Source organism: Gluconacetobacter liquefaciens, assembly GCF_003350405.1.
GTDB classification, from domain to species: Bacteria; Pseudomonadota; Alphaproteobacteria; order Acetobacterales; family Acetobacteraceae; genus Gluconacetobacter; species Gluconacetobacter liquefaciens.
The window spans coordinates 263,935-283,802 of record NZ_QQAW01000004.1; the positions used below are offsets into that span (position 1 = coordinate 263,935).

The following is a 19,868-nucleotide window of genomic DNA, read 5'->3' on the forward strand; positions in this document are numbered from 1 at the left end:
GGTGCGGCCCATCAGACCCTTCGTCCCATTGGCCGCCGGCTTCGCCCTGCTGCTGTCCGGCTGTACCATGATCCCGGCCTGGCACCGTCCTGCCCCCGCCGTCGCAACGGCGTGGCCCACGGGCAACGAGGCCACCGACCGTACCGACCTCCCCGACTGGCGGCGCTTCTACCGCGATCCGGTCATGCGGCATCTGGTCGAACTGGCGCTGGCAAACAACCGCGACCTGCGGATCGCCCAACATCAGGTCGAAGCCGCCAGCGCGCAGTTCGACATCGAAAATGCTGCGCTGTTCCCCACCCTGAATGGCGGTGCGATGGCGAATGTCCAGAAGGAATATGCCAGGATCTGGAGCCTGTCGCAGACCAGCGGCCCGTTCTACATGCGTCAATACGCCGTGGGGTTCGGCGTTTCAGCCTATGAGGTCGATCTGTGGGGCCGCATCCGCAGCGCCTCGCAGGCCGCGTTCGACCGCTATATGGCCGATGCGCTGAACCGCGAGAACATGCAGTTGAGCCTGATCGCCGCCGTGGCATCGGGCATGCTGACCTGGGTCGCGGACAACCAGGCCGTCCTGGTCACCCAGCAGGTGCTCGACAGCCGCCAGCATACGTACGACCTGGTTCTGCAGGCGGCCCGAACCGGCACGGTCACGGCGCTGGACGTGGCCCAGGCCGAATCCGCCCTGCATGATGCCGAAACCAGCCTGCAGATCTATACCCGCCAACGCGCCCAGGCCCTGGACCAGTTGACGCTGCTGGTCGGCACCCCGCTGGACGACGCCACGACGCGGACCTTGCAGACACTCACATCCCTCGACGCTGTCACGGCTTTCCCCAACGTTCCGGCCGGCCTGCCATCGGACATGATCGCCCGCCGCCCCGACATCCTGTCGGCGGAAGACGTGCTGCGCGCGGCGAACGACGATATCGGCGCCGCCCGCGCCGAGTTCTTCCCCAAGATCCAGATCACGGCGGCAAACGGCACCGCGAGCAACAACATCACCCGCCTGTTCCAGAGCGGCATGGGCGCCTGGAACGTCGCCCCCCAGATCACCGTACCGCTTTTCGACGCCGGGCGCCTGACGGCGCAGCTCCGCGTCGCGAAGGCCCGCAAGAAGGAAGAAATCGCCCGCTACGAAAAAACGATCCAGACAGCCTTCCGCGAAGTCGCCGACGCCCTGGCCGGACGCGAGACCTATCTGAAGCAGCGTCATGCGCAGGATGCCCTGATCGCATCGAACGATCGCCAGTACCGGCTGGCCCTCGCCCGCTTCCACGCCGGCTACGACCCTTATCTGTCCACCCTGGTCGCCCAGCGGGACCTCTACACCGCCCGCCTCGGCGGTATTACGACGCAGCTTCAGAGCATGACCAACAGCGTAACCCTCTACAAGGCGCTCGGCGGCGGATGGGACAGCGCAATACCGCCGCGCGCCGTCGCCTCCATCGGTGGCCATATCCTGTAACGACCGCCTGCAAGGTCGCATCCCGAAACGATCGGCAAACGCGTGGCCGGCCATGCCGGCCACGATTCGGCGATGCGCGCCCCTTCAGGCCACCCTCACCCACCAGCCAACATTTCCCGGCCGGTTCCCATCCTTTGCCGACCCGGTCCGGCAAGCACCCGATCAGCGCGTCAGTCCCGCATCCCGGCGGGCATTTTCCATCAGTACCACAAAATCCCGGTCGGCATCGCCCGCCGCCATGGCCGCCAGAAACCGGTCGCGCGCAATCGCGGCATAGGGCAGCGGCACCTGCAGATCATGGCCGGCAGCCAGCACCATCTCCGTATCCTTCAGCCCCAGCCGTACCGTGGCACCCGGATCGTCATAGGCCCGCTCGACCATCATCTTCCCGTAATTCCTGTGTACCGGCGCGTTATAGAAACTGCCGGTCATGATCTCGAACACCGTCTTCGGGTCGATCCCCGCCTTCTCGTTCAGCGCGAAGACCTCCGCCATCTGCTCAATCGTGGACATGATCAGGAAGTTCAGCGACAGCTTGACCAGATTGGCCTTCGCCGGGTCTTCGCCGGCCAGGAAAACCCGCTGCCCCAGCACCTCCAGCACCGGCGTCAGCCGCGTCACCACCGTCTCCTCACCTGCGGCGATGACGAACAACGTCCCGGCCTCAGCCGCTGGCGGCCGGCCCAGCACCGTGGCGCTGGCATAGGCCTGCCCCCGTTCCGTATGGCCATCGCGCAGCCGGTGCGCCTGCGCCAGCGATATGGTCCCGCAACAGGCATGGATCGCCCCCGGCGCCAGCGCCGAGGCCACGCCATCCGGCCCGAACGCAGCCGCCTGGACGGCCGCATCGTCGATCAGCATCGACAGCACGATCTCCACCCCACGGGCGGCATCCGCCGGGCTCTCCGCCCGTCGCGCCCCTTTGGCCACCAGATCGTCCGCCTTCGCCGGCGTCCGGTTCCAGACCGTCAGGTCATGCCCCGCTTCCAGCAGGCGCCGCGCCATGGCATGGCCCATCGCGCCCAGCCCGAGAAATCCGATCTTCATGCCCCGTCCTCCAAGACCCATCATCAGGTCAGACATTGGGGTGAAGGCGCCGCCTTACCAACCCCCACCAAGGGCAGTCGCCAGCCTGATCGTCGCCATGGCGCGCCCATCCTCCGAGCGCACGCCCGCATCCTCGGTCGCAATGGCATTCAGCCGCGCCTGAAGCGCGTCGAGCAGCACCCCCTGCCCACCATCGAACAGCCCCATCCGGTCCCGCGCCTCGCGCTGCGCCGCCACCAGCGCGGCCGACAGCCCCTGCCCCTGCGCGTCCAGCCCCGCACGGCTTTCATAAGCCGTCTCCACCTCGGAAAGAGCCTTCAGCAACGCCTGATCGTAGAGCGTCACAGCTTCGTCCAGACGCGCATCGGCGGCATGGATCTGCGCATGAATGCGTCCGGCGGTAAAAATCGGCAGATAGGTCGTCAGCGCCATCAACCCGCCACTCCCCGACAGGCCCGGCAACCCATCGAAGCGCAGCCGCCCGTTGCCACCGAAGAACTCCAGGCCAAACCGCGGCAGCAGGTCGGTCCGCGCACTGCGCAGCCGGTCCAGCGCGGCCGCCACCAGGTCCCGACGGGCCCGGATGTCGGGCCGGCGATCCATCACCGCAACGGGCACGATCCCGGCCGGCACCGGCGGAATCACGAACGCCGCCGGCTGCGGGATGGCTGGCGCCTGCTCGGGCGGCCGCCCCGACAGCACCGCAATCCGCCGCCGCCGCGTATCCATGTCCGCCACCAGCATCGGCCGCGTGGCCACCAGCGTCCGGCGCCGTGCGCGGATGGCGTCGATATCCGCCCGCGTTGCCTGCCCCGCCGCCATCCGTGCGGTGGCATAGGCTTCCATGCGATCCAGCACCGTGGCCGAACGATCGATCAGCGCCACACGCCGCACATCGTCCACCGCCCCGACATAACTCTCCACGACATCCGCCGCCACCAGCATGCGGGTGCCGTGAAGCTGCTCTTCCACCGACTGGGCAACCGCCCGTACGGCACGCAGATCGGCATGACGGCCGCCAAAGATATCCGGCTCCCACGCAGCGGCCAGCCCGGCCAGATGCCCATCCGTCGCCGGATCGCCCAGATTGGGCGCCAGTGCCGCCGGCACCGCCGGATTGCTCCAGCCCAGCCCCCCGCCCGCAATGTCGCCGGTCGCGCCAACAGTGGGATAGAGCGCGGACCGCGCCACCGCCACAAAGGCCTCCGCCTGGCGAACATGATCGCGCGCCACGGCCAGATCCGGGTTGGCCGCCAACGCCCCCTCGACCAGCCGGTCCAGCACCGGATCGTGCCATTGCGTCCACCAGCGTGCGAGATCCACCGCCGGCCCCGCCTCCGCCGGCGCTTCAGCAAACCGCGCGGGCAGCACCACCTGCGACGGCGGCGCGGCACTGTCCCTGACCGTGCAGCCACCGGCGAAAGCCGTGCCCAGCGCCAGAACAGCCGGCAAAAGGCAGCGGGATGACATCCGTTTCACACCAACTCTCCTCATCCCTGCCGCGCCAGCATGGACCGAAACCGCACCAGCGCCGTCAGCAGAAACAGCACTGCTGACACGACGATCACCAGCAGCGGCAGCCACACGGTTTCCAGCCCGGCACCACGATACAGAATGGATTGCGTCAGGCTGACAAACTGCGTCGTCGGCAGCACGCCGATCACCGCCTGCAACAGGCCCGGCATGTTCGCCACCGGCGTCGCGGCGCCCGACAGCAGATAGGCCACGGCATAGACCGGCACCGCCAGCAGGCCGAATTGCGGCATCGCCGGCGCAATGGTCGCCAGCATCATCCCCAGCGCCGAAACCGCGATCACATAGGCAAACAGGCACAGGGCAAACAGGCCCACCGATCCCGCCAGCGGCACGCCCAGCCAGACATGCACCACCAGCAGCAGCGACAGCAGGGCCGCAACGAAGATCACCAGCGCATTCGCGACAATCTTGGCCACCGCGATCTCACCCGCCGAGACCGGCAGCACCAGCAGATGCTCGATCGTGCCATGCTCGCGCTCGCGAATCACGGCGGCCCCCACAAGGATGATCGACAGTACGGTGACGTTGGTCACGATCTGCATCACAGAAGTGAACCAGGCGGATTCCGAATTCGGATTGAAGCGGATGCGCGGCACCAGATGAAAGGGCAGCGCCGGCCCCGCGACCGGGCGCGGCATCGCCTCGGCGATCCGCCGCAGGAAGATGTCCTGCAGATAGACAACCCCAAGCCCCGCCTGGGTCATGGCGGTGGCATCGACCTGGATATCCAGCGACGGCATCCGCCCGGCCAGCAGATCAGCCTCGAAACGCGGCGGCACATCGACGACGAAGATCAGCGTCCCCCGGTCCAGCCGGTCTTGCGCCGTCCTGCGGTCCACCAGCACGGGCGTCTGGAAATAGGGTTCCTGCACCCCCTCGCGCAACTGGCGCGACAGGGTGGAATGGTCCTCGTCGATGAAGGCGATCGTGGCATGCGAGACCTCGGCCTTCACCCCATTGGCGACGATCAGGATCGCGGCGGTAAAGGCAAAGACGATCAGCCCCAGCAGCACGCCATCCCGGCGCAGGCTCAGCGCCTCCTTGTGGCAGAGCAGCCCGACGGTGATCCACCAGCGCCTCATGGCTCCTGCTTCCGGATCAGCAGACGGGCGCCCAGCATGCAGACGATCGCCGAAACCGCCAGCACGACATAGGCCGTGGTAAACGTCCCGGCCCCCACCCCCTTGGTAAAACTACCCAGGCTGATGATCTGGAACCACCCGGCGGGAAACGCCATGCCGACCCCATAGCCAAGGCCCGAAAGGGTCGAAACCGGATAAAGCAGCCCCGAGAAATTGACGCCCGGTATCAGGCAGATCAGCGCCGCCCCGAAGATCGCGGCCACCTGCGAGGTCGTAAAGGCCGAAACCAGCAGCCCCAGCCCCGTCGCCGCGAACAGATAGAGCAACGCCCCGAACGACAGCGCCAGCAGCGACCCCTTCAACGGCACGCCCAGCAGCGTCACCGACAGCAGCACCAGCACCGCATAGGCCACCAGCGCCACCAGCACGTAGGGCATCTGCTTGCCCACCAGATACTGCCCCACCGTCGCCGGCGAGGCATAGAGGTTGATGATCGAGCCGATCTCCTTCTCCCGCACCACCCCCAGCGCCGTCAGCATGGTCGGGATCAGGATCAGCGCCAGCATGATGATCCCGGGCGTCATGGCATAAACGCTGCGGAATTCCTGATTATAGACAAAGCGCGGCAGGATCTGGACCGGCACGACCGCCGTCCTGACCACCCCCTTCTCGCGCATCAGGGTCAGCATGGCCTGCATCACCACGCCTTCGGCATAGGAGCGGATATTCGCTCCCAGGAACGGCACCGCACCATCGATCGCAAGCCCGATCGCCGGGTTCCGCCCGGCCGCGACATCGCGGCCGAAGGCGGCGGGAATGTCGATGCCGACATCGACCTCGCCACGCCGCAACCGGTCCTCCAGCGTCGCGCTGTCGGGCGATGCGGCCCGCTGCACGAAATAGGGCGATCCCCGGAACTGCGCCACCAGTTCCCGGCTGGCCTGCGTCTGGTCATGATCGCAGACGGTGAAACGTACCGTGTTGATATCGAACGAGATGCTGAACGCCGCGATCAGCAGCAACACCGTCGGCCCCCCCACGGCGAACAGCAGGCGCAACCGGTCGCGCAGCAATTCCACCGCCTCGCGCCGCCCGAACGCATAGGCCCGCGCCACCCAGCCGCGCAGACCCGTCGCCGGCACATGCCGGCCCGGCGCGGCAACGGCCGGCCCGGCGACCGCCTCTCCTGCCGGCACGTTCTCCCTGTCCCCCGCCATCGCCTCTTCAAGATAGGCGACGAAGGCATCTTCCAGCGTCGCGGCGTGCCGGGCCTGCACAAGTTCATCCGGCGTCCCCACCGCCAGCACCCGCCCGCGATGCATGAACGAGATCCGGTCGCAGCGCGCCGCCTCGTTCATAAAATGGGTCGAAACGAAAATTGTCACCTGCTTCTCGCGCGACAGCGCCACCAGATGCTTCCAGAACATCTCCCGCGCGGCCGGGTCCACGCCCGATGTCGGCTCGTCCAGAATCAGGATCGACGGATCATTGATGCACGCAGCCGCCAGTTGCAGGCGCTGGCGAATACCCAGCGGCAATCCCGCCGGCCGCAGATCGGCCACGCCATCCAGTGCGAAATCCGCCAGCGCCGCCCGCACCCGCGTCTCGGCCTCACCCGCCGAAAACCGGAAAAGCCTTGCCTGCAAAAGCAGGTTCTGCCGAACCGTCAATTCCTCATACAGCGAAAATGCCTGCGACATGTAGCCGATATGCATCCGGCTCTCCAGATCGCCCGCGCGCACCGGTTTCCCGAAAACCTTGGCACTCCCTGCGCTCACATCCAGCAGGCCGGTCAGCATCTTCATCGTGGTCGATTTGCCGCAACCGTTGGAGCCGAGAAATCCGAAGATTTCGCCCCGCCCGATATGAAAACTGACATGATCGACGGCCACGAAGCGCCCGAACTGCTTGGTCAGCCCATCGGCCTCGATCGCGGGTGCCCCGCCCGGATCGAGATAAGGCGGAATCGAGAAGGCCGAGGCCCCCGCCCGCTCGGCCTCGGGCAACAGAGAGATGTAGGCGTCTTCCAGCGTGGCCCGCCCGGTACGGTGCAGGATGGCTTCCGTCCGGTCGCAGGCCAGCACCTGCCCGTCATTCATCGCCACCAGCCATTCGAACCGCTCGGCTTCTTCCATATAGGCCGTGGAGACGATCACGGTCATGCCCGGCCGACGGGCACGCAACTGGTCCACCAGCGTCCAGAACTGCCGGCGCGACAGCGGATCGACGCCGGTGGTCGGCTCGTCCAGAATCACCAGGTCCGGGTCATGCACCAGCGCGCAGCACAGGCTGACCTTCTGCTTCATGCCACCCGAAAGCTGGGCGGCCGGACGATCGGGAAAAGGCGCCAGCCCGGTCGCTTCCAGAAGCTGCCCGATCCGCGCCGCGCGGGTCTGCGCATCCAGCCCGAACAGCCGCGCGAAGAAATCGATATTCTCCCGCACCGATAGCGTCGGATACAGATTCTTCCCCAACCCCTGCGGCATGAAGGCAACGCGATTGAGAAAGGCCTCCCGCTCGCGCCGGTCGGCCATGTCGCATCCCAGCGTCAGCACCCGGCCGCCCTGGAGCCGCCTTACCCCGGCAATCAGCCCCAGCAGCGTCGATTTGCCCACCCCGTCCGGCCCGATCACGCCGATGGTCGTCCCCGCCGGCAGATCCACCGAAACACCCCGCAGCGCCTCGGTCGTCCCATAGCGATGCCGAACATTCTCAACCCGTATCCCCGCCCCCGGCGAGGCAGGCGGCGGCATGGCGGCCACGGACACGGCGCCGCTCACGGCGCGGCCCGGCGCGCTCCGCCGGGGCCGGCCGGCCAGGGGGCCGAGGCATCGGTCCGCACATAGCCCTCACCCGTCATGCCGGCCTTCAGCAGGCCACCCAGATCCTTCTGGGCCGTGCGTTCCACCCGCAGCCGCACGCGATAGACCAGTTGCTCGCGCTCGGTCGCGGTCTCCACATATTTCGGCGTAAACTGCGCCTCGGGCGAGATATAGGAAATCCGCGCCGCAACCGCGCCGGTCTCCAGATCGTCGAACACGATCCGCGCCTCATCCCCCACCCGGACCTGCCGGACGACCCGCGCCGGGAAAAAAACCGTCAGATACGGGTCCACAGGGTCCAGCAGCGAATACAGCCGCCCACCCGCCGGCAGAACGCTGCCCGCCTCGACAACGCGATATTCGATCCGCCCGCCAACCGGCGCATGGATCACCATGTCATCGACCGCCGTCCGGGCCTGCGTTACCATCGCCGCCGCCGCATCCACCGCGCGGCCGGCCTCCTGCACCGCCTCCGCCGCACCGTCACGCACGCGCTCGGCAACATCCAGCGCCGTCTGTCGCTGCGTCACTTCCATGTCCGAAACCAGCATCTGCCGTCGCATCGTCCGGGCATGGGCCAGTTCGTCACCCGCCAGCCGCGCGGCCTGGGTCCGCGCCGCCAGTTCAGCCCGTGCCCGGCCGGTCGCCGCCTCGGCCTGCCCCTGCCGGGCGATGGCCGCCGCAAGCTGGGCCCGCGCCTCGGAATCATCCTCACGCGCCAGAATCTGGCCCTGGGTAACGGCATCCCCCTCCTGCGCGTCCAACGCGCCGATCCGCCCCGGATATTTCACCGCCACGTCGATCCGCGTCAATTCCAACCGCCCGTTGGAATGATACAGGCCCGGCACCGCCCGTCCCAGTTGCCGGTCCCACAGCCATCCGGCCACGGCAATAACGGCCACCAGACCGGCCAGACCGCCGGCAACGAGGATCTTGCGTGACATCTCCACCCGCTTCCCGTTCATCCCGACAGACACCGTATCCCGTTCTTCGGCATGCAAGAAGCCAAAGTGACACGGGCAGTTATGCCGGTCCTACCCCGCCCGCACCGCAGACCCGGTCTCGCGGATGAACAGGGCGACCACACCGGCCAGCACGATCCCCACCACACCGACCGAGAAGCCTTCGCGAAACACCGTCTCCGTCAATCCGGCGGTCCCGGCCAGCCTTTGCAGAAGCCACCCGAACAGCGGCGACGCCACCGCACTCATCACGAACACCAGGAAATTGATCGCCCCCGTCGCGCTGCCCTTCACGCTGTCGGGATTCACTTCCTTGATGGTGCTGTAGGGGATCATGGCCGCCCCCGAGGCAAAGCCCAGGATAAAGGCCAGGATATAAGGCGAGAACATGCCCGGCGGCGGATAGATGATCGCCACGGAAGACAGCAGCATCGCCACGATGCCCCCGAACAGGACCGGCTTCCGCCGCCCCAGATGATCGGCCAGATACCCCATGACAGGGCAGCCGAAGACCCAGCCGATCGGCACCATCGCGGCCCGACTCACGGCTTCATGGTAGCTCAGATGCCATCCATGCGTCATGAACGACACGCCCCAGGTCATGCTGCCCACCGTGGTCGGCAGAAACAGCAGGCCCGAACACAGGCCGCACAGCCACGATTGCCGATTGCCCAGCACGATCCGATAAGGCGCCAGAAGCGACCCTGTCTGCACCGAAGCACTTTTTTCCTGGCGCGGCGTACCAAGAAAGATCGCAACCGCCACAATCGCCGTCGCCACCCCGGCATAGATCCAGAACGACCGCCACGTCACCACGCCATGGATCAGCCACGCCACGGTCGATTGCCCCATCGCCCCGCCCAGCATCCCCACGCACTGGGTCACGCCGATCGCGGTGGCCAGATAGCGCGCCGGAAAACCGTGCGACGCCAGATAGACCGCGCCGACAAAGGCGAACGCCGCCCCGGCCCCCTGCAACAGGCGCCCCAGTTCCGCCATCCACGCCGGCCCGGCACCGAACATGGCGATCCCGACGGCCAGCACGAATGTACCCGCCGGCAGCGCGATCTTCGCCCCCCACCGGTCCATCGACGCACCCGAGATCAGCGAGCACGCCGAATAGGTATAGTAATAAAGCCCCAGCAGCGAGGCCAGCCCCGCCGTCGTCAGCCCCATGGTCGCGGTCAGTTCGTCCATCATGACGCTGGGCGCCGACCGGACGGAATATTGCAGGAAATAGAACAGCAGGCAGAACGCCCAAGCCAGCACATAGCCGGCCTGAAAGCCTCCCTTCGCCTGAACGCCGCCCGCGGGCGGCGCACTGGTAACCATGGTCATCGGCGTCTCCTCCCCTCGCCACTGCGTGGCGGGTTTTTATTGTTTTACCGAATCGAAAAAGAACGCTTCCGCCCCCGGCGGTGCCCTCATGCCGCGCCGTGGGCCATGATCAGCGCAATGGCGCAGGAGGTCAGCCGCGCCTGCTCGGAATCCGCGCGGCTGGTCAAAATCACCGGCACCTTCGCGCCCAGCACCACGCCCGCGGCATCCGCGCCGGCCAGGAAGGACAGTTCCTTGGCCAGCATGTTGCCCGCCTCCAGCGTCGGCACGATCACGATATCCGCCCGCCCGGCCACGGGAGAATCGATATGCTTGATCTTCGCGGCATTCAGGTTCACCGCGTTGTCGAAGGCCAGCGGCCCATCGACGATGCCGCCCGTGATCTGCTTGCGGTCGGCCATCTTCGACAGCACGGCCGCATCCAGCGTGGACTGGATCGCCGGGTTGACGGTCTCCACCGCCGAAAGAACGGCCACGCGCGGTTCCGCCAGACCCAGCACATGCGCGAAATCGATCACGTTCTGCACGATGTCATGCTTGGCCCGCACGTCCGGCGCAATGTTCACCACCGCGTCGCTGATCATCAGCAACCGGTCATAGAACGGCACGTCCATGACAAAGACATGGCTCAGGCGGCGATCGGCGCACAGGCCGGTCGGGCGCGCCACCACTTCGTGCAGCAATACGTCGGTATGCACGGCGCCCTTCATCAGCAGGCGCGCACGCCCCGAGCGCACCAGCGCCACCGCCTGGACCGACGCCGCATGCGCGTCCTCGGCCTCGACGATCTCCAGCCCGTCGATCGACAGGCCGGAATCCTTGGCGACGGATTCGATCAGCGCCTTCGGCCCGACCAGGATCGGCTGCCCCAGCCCACGCTGGGCCGCATCGCAGGCCGAACGCAGCGACAGGTCATCGCAGGGATAGGCCACGGCGATCGGCAGGGCCGGCAACTGGGCCGCCTTCTCGCACAGGGTACGGAAACGGCGATGCGTCACGATATGCTCGAACGACGAACAGGCCATGACCACCGATTGCGGCGCCTGCGGCGCCTGGATCTGCATGGTGCCCCGCGCCACCTCGCCCCCGTCCTGCCGCACGCCGACGAAGGACAGGTCCAGCAGCGCATCCGCATCATGCTTCGCCACCACCTGGCAGGTCACCACCACCCGGTCACCGACCGACAGGACATCGCCTCCCAGCGTCAGCGCATAGCTGCGCACCACGCTGCCCACACCGGGGAAGCGGGTGCTGACCAGCCGCATGACCAGGATGCCGATCCACACGCTCGCCACCGACTGCGATACGGAAGCCGTCTCGACCCCTGCCCCATCGGGCTGCCATCCGCCCAGCAGGTCCGCATTGTCCCTGGTCAGGATCTCGGTCAGGTCGGCCTTCTCACCAACCGCGATATCCTTGAACAACCGATTGGTCACGAGTTCCTGGGTCTTATCCACCAGCGATTTTCCTTCGGACAGAAAGGGGATGAACGATCAATTTCCCGTTATGATACCGGCGAACAGGCAACCGCGTTGATCCCGATCAAAGCAGACCCATTACTGCCAATTTTAGAGCCTGACCGAAAATGCGCGCTGGCGGCAATCCAACGCGCGTTTCCTGCGCTTCGGTGCTCATGGCCGTCAAGGCCACTCCGCTCCGATGCTCGGAAACACACGTCGGGCGCGGCCCGAAACGGGCCGCTCTCGCTCGCCAGCCCACATTTTCGGTCAGGCTCTTAGAGACGGCCAGAGAAATCGGCCCGCCGAGCGCGCATGCCGCAAAGCAGTGCGCCCGGCGTGTATTTTCAAGCATCTGAGCGGAACGGCCCTGATGGCCGCCCACTTTTGCAAAAGTGCCCCTTAGGGTCTGACCGAAAATTCGGTCAGCTTCCTACAGTCGCGAAGCCGATCGCGCATCATAGGTGGTCAGGATCGTCCGATACTGCGCCCGCAGGAACTGCGCCGCCTCATCGGGCTGCCCACCTGCCGCAAGCTGCCCCTTGAAGGCCGCCACCGACTCATGCCCCCGGCGCTCCATCCAGCCGCGCAGTTCGCCCAGCAGCGTGCCCAGATACGCCGGCCCATGCCGCAGCAGCGCGGAGGTCGTCATCACCGCATCCGCCCCCGCCAGCAGATATTTCACCACATCCGCCCCGCTCCACACACCCGTCGATGCCGCGATCGAGGTCGGAATCCGCCGCGACAGCAGCCCGACCCACATCAGTGGCAGGCGAATGTCGTAAGGATTGCTCAGATGCAAGTCATCGCGCGCCGTCAGCGCCGCCAGATCGACATCCGGCCCGTAGAACCGGTTGAACAGCACCAGCCCATCCGCGCCGGCCTCGGCGAACTGCGCCGCCATATGGCCGGGCGCACTGAAGAAGGGCGCCATCTTCACGCTGACCGGCACGCCCACAGCCGCCTTCACCCGGCGCAGGATCTCCAGCGCCGCCGCCTCGACCGAGGGGCCACTTTCCACCGGGTCGGCGGGCACGCGATAGATGTTGAGTTCGATCGCCGACGCCCCCGCCTGCTCCAGCTTGCGGGCGAAATCGACCCATCCGCTGGCTGAACAGCCGTTCAGGCTGGCGATGATCGGCACTCCGGCCCGCTCCACCGCGCGCCGCAGAATTTCCAGCCGCCCATCCAGCACGTTGCTGCCCGCATCCGGCGGCCAATAACCCGCCGCTTCCGGCTGGGAATCGGTCACCATCTCCGTCATGGCCGCCTCGGCCAGTTCCTGGGCGACGATCTGCTCCTCGAAGATCGACGACAGCACAACCGCCGCCGCCCCCGCATCGGCCAGCCGCATGATGCCATCCAACTCGGCACAAAGCGGCGACGCCGAAGCAACGATCGGATGCGCCAGCTCAAGACCAAGATAAGTCGTTCTCAAATCCATGCCCCTACCCCTCTCCCATTATAAAATCTAAAGAAAATACGCAGATATAATCGAAGTTTATGCCCGAAAACGTGGACTGGTGAGCGAGAGCGGCCCTGCGGGCCGCGCCCGTCGTGCATTTCCGAGCACCGGAGCGGAGCGGCCTCAATGGCCGTGAGCACCGGAGCGCAGGAAACGCGCGTCGGCTCGCCACCAGCGCGCGTTTCCGGGCATAAACTCAGGGGATGTCTTCCCAGTGGGGTAGAAACCGGCTGCCGTCGCGGGCGGCCATGTCTTCATAGACGCGATAGCGCTCCTGCGCCGCCGCCTCGGCCTGTTGCAGCAGATGCCCGGCCGATTCCGGATGCGTGCGCAGCAGGGTCTTGTACCGCAGTTCCCGATAGGCATAATCCTTCAGCGGGATCCGCTGAGGCGGCGAATCCAGCCGGAACGGATTCAACCCGGCCTTGCGCATCGTGGGGTCGAAGCGGAACAGCGGCCAGTATCCCGATGCCACCGCCCGCGCCGCCTGCTTCATGCCGGTGCGCATGTCGATGCCATGCGCAATGCACTGCGAATAGGCCAAGATCAGCGAAGGCCCGTCATAGGCTTCCGCCTCACGCATCGCGATCAGCGCCTGTTCCGAGTTCGCCCCCAGTGCAATCTGCGCGACATAGACGGTGCCGTAGGAAATCGCCTGCAACGCCAGGTCCTTGCGCGGCACCCGCTTGCCGGCGGCCGCGAACTTCGCACTCGCCCCCAGCGGCGTCGCCTTCGAGGACTGGCCGCCGGTGTTCGAATAGACCTCGGTATCCAGCACCAGCACGTTCACATTGCGGCCCTGCGCCAGCACATGGTCCAGCCCGCCGTAATCGATGTCATAGGCCCAGCCATCCCCACCGACGATCCAGATCGAACGCCGGACCAGGAAATCCGCCAGAATCAGAAGGTTTTTCGCATCCGGCCCTTCGATCGCAGCCAACCGCGTCTTCAGCGCCGCCACCCGCTCGCGCTGCTCGGCATAATCGCGCTCGGTGTGCTGCGTCTTGGCAAGGATGGTCTCCGCCAGATCCTGCCCCACCTTCGGCGCCAGCCGGGTCAGCAGATCGCGCGCCAGCCCGGTCTGCTTGTCCACCGCCAGGCGGAAACCCAACCCGAATTCGGCATTATCCTCGAACAGCGAGTTCGCCCAGGCCACCCCGCGCCCCTCGGCATTCGCCTTCCAGGCATGGGCCGGCATGTTGGCGGCATAAATCGCCGAACAGCCCGTGGCATTGGCAATCTGCATCCGGTCACCGAAAAGCTGCGAGATCAGCTTCAGATACGGCGTTTCACCACACCCCGCGCAGGCACCGCTGAACTCGAACAACGGTTCGAGCAACTGCACGCCCCGAACATTGGCCTGATTCACCGTCGTCCGGTCCGCGGTCGGCAATGTTTCGAAGAAGCTGATATTCTCCCGCTCCTGCTCCAGGATCGGCAGCTTCTCGCCCATATTGATGGCCCGATGCACACCATCCTCGGCAATGGCGGGGCAGTTTTCCACGCACACGCCGCAGCCCGTGCAATCCTCGACATAGAATTGCAGCGAGAAACGGGAATCCGGATACCCGCGTGCATTGACCGGCGCGGAGCGGAAATGCTCCGGCGCCCCCTCCAGCGCGTCCTCGTCATAGATCTTGGCGCGGATCACGCTATGCGGGCAGACAATGCTGCACTGGCCGCACTGGATGCACGCATCCTGATCCCAGATCGGCACCTCGACCGCGATATTGCGCTTCTCATATTGCGTGGTGCCACAAGGGAACGTGCCATCCGCCGGGATCTTGCTGACCGGAATCGCCTCACCCCGGCTGGCCATGATCTCGCCCGTCACCTCGCGCACGAACAGCGGCGCGGTCGCCGGCACGATCGGCGGCATCGCGACCGTCCCCGTGGCCGCCTGCGGCACCGTCACTTCATGCAGCGCGGCAACCGCTCCATCCACGGCGGCGAAATTCAGCTTCACCACCGCATCGCCCTTGGCGCCATAGCTCTTGGTGATGAAATGCTTGATCTGCGCCACCGCCTCGTCCGGCGGCAACACCTTGGACAGATGGAAGAAGCAGGTCTGCAACACCGTGTTCACACGCGGCCCCAGCCCGATCTTCAACGCCACGTCCGAGGCATCGATCACGAAGAAGCGCAGCTTCTTGGCCACGATCTGGTCCTGCACCCGACGCGGCAGCTTGTCCCACACCACATCCGGCCCATACGGGCTGTTCAGCAGGAAGGTCGCCCCGTCGATGGCCGGCCCGAGAATATCGCGCTTGAACAGGAATTCGAACTTGTGACAGGCCACGAAATCCGCATGGCGGATCAGGTAGGGCGCCGCGATCTGCGCCGTGCCGAACCGCAGGTGCGAAATCGTCTCGCCGCCCGATTTGTGCGAATCATAGTCGAAATAGGCCTGCGCGAACCGCCCCGGCTGCTCGCTCAGGATCTTCACGCTGTTCTTGTTCGCGCCCACCGTGCCGTCGGCGCCCAGCCCGTAGAACAGGCAGCGCACGGTATCTTTCGGCTCGATATCCAGGTTCTGGTCGTATTCCAGCGTGGTATGGCTTACATCGTCGTCGATGCCGAGCGTGAAATTATTCTTCGGCGCGGGCTTCGCCAGTTCGTCGAAGACCGCCTTGACCATGCCCGGATTGAAATCGCGCGACGACAGGCCGTAGCGGCCACCGATCACGCGCGGCATCGCGGCAATCTTTCCATTGCCGAATGCCTGTGCCAGCACGCCCAGCACGTCGGCATAAAGCGGCTCCATCGGCGCGCCCGGTTCCTTGGTGCGGTCCAGCACCGCGATCGACTTCACCCCCGGCGGCAGCGCCGCCAGGAAATGCTCCGCCGAGAACGGGCGATAAAGCAGCACCTGCAAGGCGCCCACCTTCTCTCCGGGCCGGTTCGCTCCCTGGCGGTTCATCCACAGCGCGGTCTCCCGCACCACTTCCGCACCCGACCCCATGCTGATGATCACACGCTCGGCATCCGCCGGCCCGTCATAACGGAACAGGCGATAGGCCCGGCCGGTCTGGGCGGTGAACCTGTCCATCACCTCCTGCACGATGCCCGGCACCTTCGCATAGTACGGGTTCACCGCCTCGCGCGTCTGGAAATAGGTATCGGGATTCTGCCAGGTACCGCGAATGAACGGATTATTCGGCGTCAGCGCGCGGTTGCGATGCGCATGCACCAGATCGTCGTCGATCATGGCCCGGATCACGCTGTCGGGCATGATCTTCAGCATGTTGTATTCGTGCGACGTGCGGAACCCGTCGGTGAAGTGGATAAACGGCACCCGCGCCGCCAGCGTCGCCGCCTGCGCGATCAGCGCCAGGTCGTGCCCTTCCTGCACCGAGGCCGCACCCAGGATCGCGAAACCCGTCGGCCGCGCCGCCATGATATCCTGATGGTCGCCGAAGATCGACGATCCACCGGCCGCCAGCGCACGCGCCGCCACATGAAAGACCGTGGCGGTCAGTTCGCCGGCGATCTTGTACATGTTGGGCAGCATCAGCATCAGCCCCTGCGACGCCGTAAAGGTCGTCGTCAGGGCACCGCTTTGCAGCGATCCATGCACGCAGCCCGCGGCACCGCCTTCGGCCTGCATTTCCTGCACTTCGGGGATATCGCCCCAGATATTGCGCAGCCCCTGGTCCGACCAGGCATCGGCCAGTTCGGCCATCGGCGAGGACGGCGTGATGGGATAGATGGCGCAGATCTCATTGACCCGATAGGCCACATGCGCGACGGCGGTGTTGCCATCCATCGTGGCGGTCTGTTCGGTCATGTCGACCTTCTCCGTTCCTGTCATGTCGCTCATGCCCGCACCTTGAAGGCCGACGGTGCCGGGGAGGTATCCGTTCCCACGGCTTCCGGCTCCATTTCGATCGCATGGCAGGGGCACTGCTCGAAACAGGCCGCGCACCCGGTGCACAGATCCATCGAAACCGCATAACCCTGCCCCGGCCCCAGCCGGGTAATCGCCTGTTCAGGACAGGCGGCATAGCAATTGTCGCACTCGAAGCAATTGCCGCACGAAAGGCAGCGCTGCGCCTCATAGCGGGCATGGCGCTCATCCAGCCCGGCATCGACCTCCGCGAAATCGTGGCGTTCGGCCACCGGCGTCTCGGCCTGCACGCTGCGCGGCGCATCGCGGTAATCCGGCAGATGCAGCATGTCGAAGCTGACCAGCGGATGCGCCGCCGGATGTTCGTAGGTCCGGCCCGCCAGCCACGCATCGATCGCCCGCGCCGCCAGCTTGCCGTGCCCAGTCGCCGTCGTCATGGTCCGCGCGCCACCAATGCAGTCGCCACCTGCGAAAATACCGGCCTGCCCGGTCATCAGGTCGGCATCCACCGCAACGGTGCCGTCCTTCTGCACCTTCACTGCCGTCGCCTCCGCCAGCAGCGACAGGTCGGTGTGCTGGCCCACCGCCAGCACCACCGCATCGGCGGCCAGCCGCTCCGTCTCGCCTGTCGGCGTCACGCTGCCATCGGGGTTCATGGTCACCTTCTCGACCACCAGCCCGTCGGCACCGAAATGATCGACCACGCTCAGCCAGCGCACCTTGGCCCCTTCGGCGACGGCCTCGGCCGCCTCGGCCGGCAGGGCTTCCATATGCTGCTGGTCATAGCGGAAGATGATGACCGTATCGGTCGCCCCCAACCGCCGCGCGGTCCGCGCGGCATCCATCGCCACGTTGCCGCCGCCGACCACCGCCACCACGCGCCCCAGCGCCGGACGCCCGCCCCGGCTGACATCGCCCAGCAGGCTGATCGCGTCGGTCATCTTCCGGCCATCCATGGCCGGAATGTTCAGGCGGTTGGCCAACTGCGCGCCAACCCCCACGAACACCGCGTCGAAGCCCCCTTCCTGCTTCGCCCGCACCACGTCGTCGACCCTCTGGCCACACCGCAATGTCACCCCGGGCACCCCCGTGATTCGGGCGATCTCCCTCCCCATCACCTCTCGGGGCAGACGGTAGGCCGGGATGCCGTAGCGCATCATCCCGCCCGGCTGCTCCGCCGCGTCGCGGATCTCCACCTGATGCCCCATCCGCGCCAGATGCCAGGCGCAGGACAAGCCCGCCGGTCCCGCGCCGACGACCAGAACCTTCTTGCCGCTGGCCGGCGCCACCGAAACCTGCCAGCCCTTCTCGGTCGCCAGATCGCCCAGAAACCGTTCGACCGAATGAATGGCCACCGGCGCATCCAGTTCGCCCCGGTTACAGCCGCCTTCACACGGATGGTAGCAGGCCCGACCATGGATGGCGGGCATGGGGTTGTTGGCCACCAGCGCGTGCCACGCCTTCTCGTACTCGCCAGCCTGGGCCAGCGCCAGCCAGCCCTGAATGTCCTCGCCGGCCGGGCAGGCATGGTTACAGGGCGGCAGGAAATGCATGTAGACGGGCTTCTGCCAGCGCCGGCTGCCAACCCCGCGCCGCGTCGTCTCCTGCAGCACCTGCGTCATGTCATCGAGTTTCAATACCATCCCAACCCCCAGCGCACCGGGCCGGCCCGCGCATTATTGGCGCGTGACCCTCCCCTGCCGCACGATCGGTATCACGACCCTTTTCGTTTCGGTACCGATCCAGATAAACCCTCGACCGGCTCCGGGCACAGAATCGGCACCGTCCGCCCTCCCGAGGATTCGTGGGATTTGTGATAACATCGAACGACCATCGGCCCGTTTGACCGAGGTCAATTACGACAAATTTCTCTGATCTGTCATGAAGATGGCCGCCCCCTCCCGATGGAGGCAGAGACGCCCGCCGTCAGTGTCCCAGCACTGCCCGCAGATCACCACCATGCTGCCGGAGCGCCGCTTCGGCATCGGTCAGGCTCATGCCATGCCGGATCAGCACCGCCCGCTTGACGTTGCCGCCCGAGGCTTCCAGCGCGTCGGCAATCTGCTCGTCCGTGCCGCCGGCCAGCAGCCGCACCATCCGCGCCGCGCGTCTCTGCAATTTGGCATTGACCACACGCATATCCACCATCTGCCCGCGATAGGCATGGCCCAGCCGGACCATCAGCGCGGTCGAAAGCATGTTCAGCGCCGCCTTCTGCGCAGTACCCGCCTTCAGCCGCGTCGAGCCGGAAATAACCTCCGGCCCGGTCGGCAGCACAATCCCCAGTTCCGCCTCGCGCAACAGCCGTCCATCGGGATTCGATGCAACGCCCACCGTCAGCGCGCCGCACACCCGCGCGGCGGCGATCGCGGCGCAGGTATAGGGCGTGGCCCCGCTGGCGGCGATGCCCAGCACCACATCCTGCGGCCCCGGATCATGCGACAGGATCTCGGCCCGGGCCGCCTCTTCCTGGTCCTCGGCCCCTTCCACGGATTCAAACAGCGCGGCCGGCCCTCCAGCCAGCATCAGCACCAGCCGGTCGCCCGGCCAGCCGAAGGTCGGCGTCAGTTCCACGCCATCCTGCAACCCGATGCGCCCCGACGTGCCGGCCCCGACATAGAACAGCCGCCCCCCGGCTCGCAGACCCGGCAGCGCGGCCTCGACCACCGCCTCCATCTGCGGCACGGCCGCCCGCACGATGGCCACCGCCGTCAACTGCGCCTCGGCCAGCGCATCAAGGATCGCGCCGGTCGGCCAGAGATCGATCTCGGCATAGCGCGGGTCGCATTGTTCGGTGCCGATACCGGGCACGGGGGCGGAAAGCGGGCCTGTCGTCATGGTCTG

At 66.4% G+C, this 19,868-nt stretch carries 12 protein-coding genes; 1 reads left to right on the top strand and 11 read right to left on the bottom strand.

From position 1 onward, the window contains the following. Position 1 precedes the first annotated feature (1 nt). Positions 2-1,468, top strand: coding sequence for an efflux transporter outer membrane subunit (locus C7453_RS09510; protein ID WP_245948947.1), 1,467 nt, complete (start codon positions 2-4; stop codon positions 1,466-1,468). A 162-nt stretch (positions 1,469-1,630) separates the two neighbouring features. Here the strand turns inward: C7453_RS09510 and C7453_RS09515 are convergent, their stop codons facing one another. The 11 genes from C7453_RS09515 to C7453_RS09565 form a co-directional block, all read right to left on the bottom strand. Further along, positions 1,631-2,515: an NAD(P)-dependent oxidoreductase gene (locus C7453_RS09515; protein WP_114727299.1), complete on the bottom strand. Its 885-nt coding sequence runs from the start codon at positions 2,513-2,515 to the stop codon at positions 1,631-1,633. Positions 2,516-2,569: 54 nt separating this feature from the next. After that, the gene (locus C7453_RS09520) at positions 2,570-3,985 is read right to left on the bottom strand and encodes a TolC family protein (RefSeq protein WP_114727300.1); all 1,416 of its coding nucleotides are present in this window, start codon (positions 3,983-3,985) and stop codon (positions 2,570-2,572) included. Between the two features lie 20 nt (positions 3,986-4,005). Next, positions 4,006-5,133 carry an ABC transporter permease gene (locus C7453_RS09525; protein WP_114727301.1) on the bottom strand — a complete coding sequence of 376 codons (1,128 nt, stop codon included), beginning with the start codon at positions 5,131-5,133 and terminating at the stop codon, positions 4,006-4,008. Further along, the gene (gene rbbA, locus C7453_RS09530; RefSeq protein WP_114727369.1) at positions 5,130-7,886 is read right to left on the bottom strand and encodes a ribosome-associated ATPase/putative transporter RbbA; all 2,757 of its coding nucleotides are present in this window, start codon (positions 7,884-7,886) and stop codon (positions 5,130-5,132) included. Before rbbA ends, C7453_RS09525 begins: the two co-directional genes overlap by 4 nt. 23 nt (positions 7,887-7,909) lie before the next feature. Then, positions 7,910-8,899 (bottom strand): HlyD family secretion protein, encoded by a 990-nt coding sequence (locus C7453_RS09535; protein ID WP_114727370.1) that lies wholly within the window; start codon positions 8,897-8,899, stop codon positions 7,910-7,912. A gap of 90 nt (positions 8,900-8,989) precedes the next feature. Then, a complete protein-coding gene (locus C7453_RS09540) occupies positions 8,990-10,255 on the bottom strand; it encodes an MFS transporter (protein ID WP_114727302.1) in 1,266 nt (421 codons plus the stop codon). Between the two features lie 86 nt (positions 10,256-10,341). After that, complete coding sequence (locus tag C7453_RS09545) at positions 10,342-11,712, bottom strand: bifunctional enoyl-CoA hydratase/phosphate acetyltransferase (protein WP_114727303.1); 1,371 nt, start codon at positions 11,710-11,712, stop codon at positions 10,342-10,344. A 433-nt stretch (positions 11,713-12,145) separates the two neighbouring features. Then, positions 12,146-13,156 (bottom strand): dihydroorotate dehydrogenase-like protein, encoded by a 1,011-nt coding sequence (locus C7453_RS09550; RefSeq protein ID WP_114727304.1) that lies wholly within the window; start codon positions 13,154-13,156, stop codon positions 12,146-12,148. A gap of 217 nt (positions 13,157-13,373) precedes the next feature. Further along, positions 13,374-16,997, bottom strand: a complete 3,624-nt coding sequence (gene nifJ / locus C7453_RS09555) for a pyruvate:ferredoxin (flavodoxin) oxidoreductase (RefSeq protein ID WP_245948948.1) — start codon at positions 16,995-16,997, stop codon at positions 13,374-13,376. Then, positions 16,994-18,646 (bottom strand): NAD(P)-binding protein, encoded by a 1,653-nt coding sequence (locus C7453_RS09560; protein WP_245948949.1) that lies wholly within the window; start codon positions 18,644-18,646, stop codon positions 16,994-16,996. Before C7453_RS09560 ends, nifJ begins: the two co-directional genes overlap by 4 nt. A gap of 304 nt (positions 18,647-18,950) precedes the next feature. Further along, positions 18,951-19,862 (bottom strand): N-acetylmuramic acid 6-phosphate etherase, encoded by a 912-nt coding sequence (locus tag C7453_RS09565; RefSeq protein ID WP_114727306.1) that lies wholly within the window; start codon positions 19,860-19,862, stop codon positions 18,951-18,953. Positions 19,863-19,868: the final 6 nt, after the last annotated feature.

Bases quoted from the DNA above. Each gene is read 5' to 3' on its own strand.
- C7453_RS09565 (WP_114727306.1), bottom strand. From the start codon at position 19,862: ATGACGACAGGCCCGCTTTCCGCCCCCGTGCCCGGTATCGGCACCGAA.
- C7453_RS09535 (WP_114727370.1), bottom strand. From the start codon at position 8,899: ATGTCACGCAAGATCCTCGTTGCCGGCGGTCTGGCCGGTCTGGTGGCC.
- C7453_RS09550 (WP_114727304.1), bottom strand. From the start codon at position 13,156: ATGGATTTGAGAACGACTTATCTTGGTCTTGAGCTGGCGCATCCGATC.
- C7453_RS09540 (WP_114727302.1), bottom strand. From the start codon at position 10,255: ATGACCATGGTTACCAGTGCGCCGCCCGCGGGCGGCGTTCAGGCGAAG.
- rbbA (WP_114727369.1), bottom strand. From the start codon at position 7,886: ATGCCGCCGCCTGCCTCGCCGGGGGCGGGGATACGGGTTGAGAATGTT.
- C7453_RS09515 (WP_114727299.1), bottom strand. From the start codon at position 2,515: ATGAAGATCGGATTTCTCGGGCTGGGCGCGATGGGCCATGCCATGGCG.
- nifJ (WP_245948948.1), bottom strand. From the start codon at position 16,997: ATGAGCGACATGACAGGAACGGAGAAGGTCGACATGACCGAACAGACC.
- C7453_RS09525 (WP_114727301.1), bottom strand. From the start codon at position 5,133: ATGAGGCGCTGGTGGATCACCGTCGGGCTGCTCTGCCACAAGGAGGCG.
- C7453_RS09520 (WP_114727300.1), bottom strand. From the start codon at position 3,985: ATGTCATCCCGCTGCCTTTTGCCGGCTGTTCTGGCGCTGGGCACGGCT.
- C7453_RS09560 (WP_245948949.1), bottom strand. From the start codon at position 18,646: ATGACGCAGGTGCTGCAGGAGACGACGCGGCGCGGGGTTGGCAGCCGG.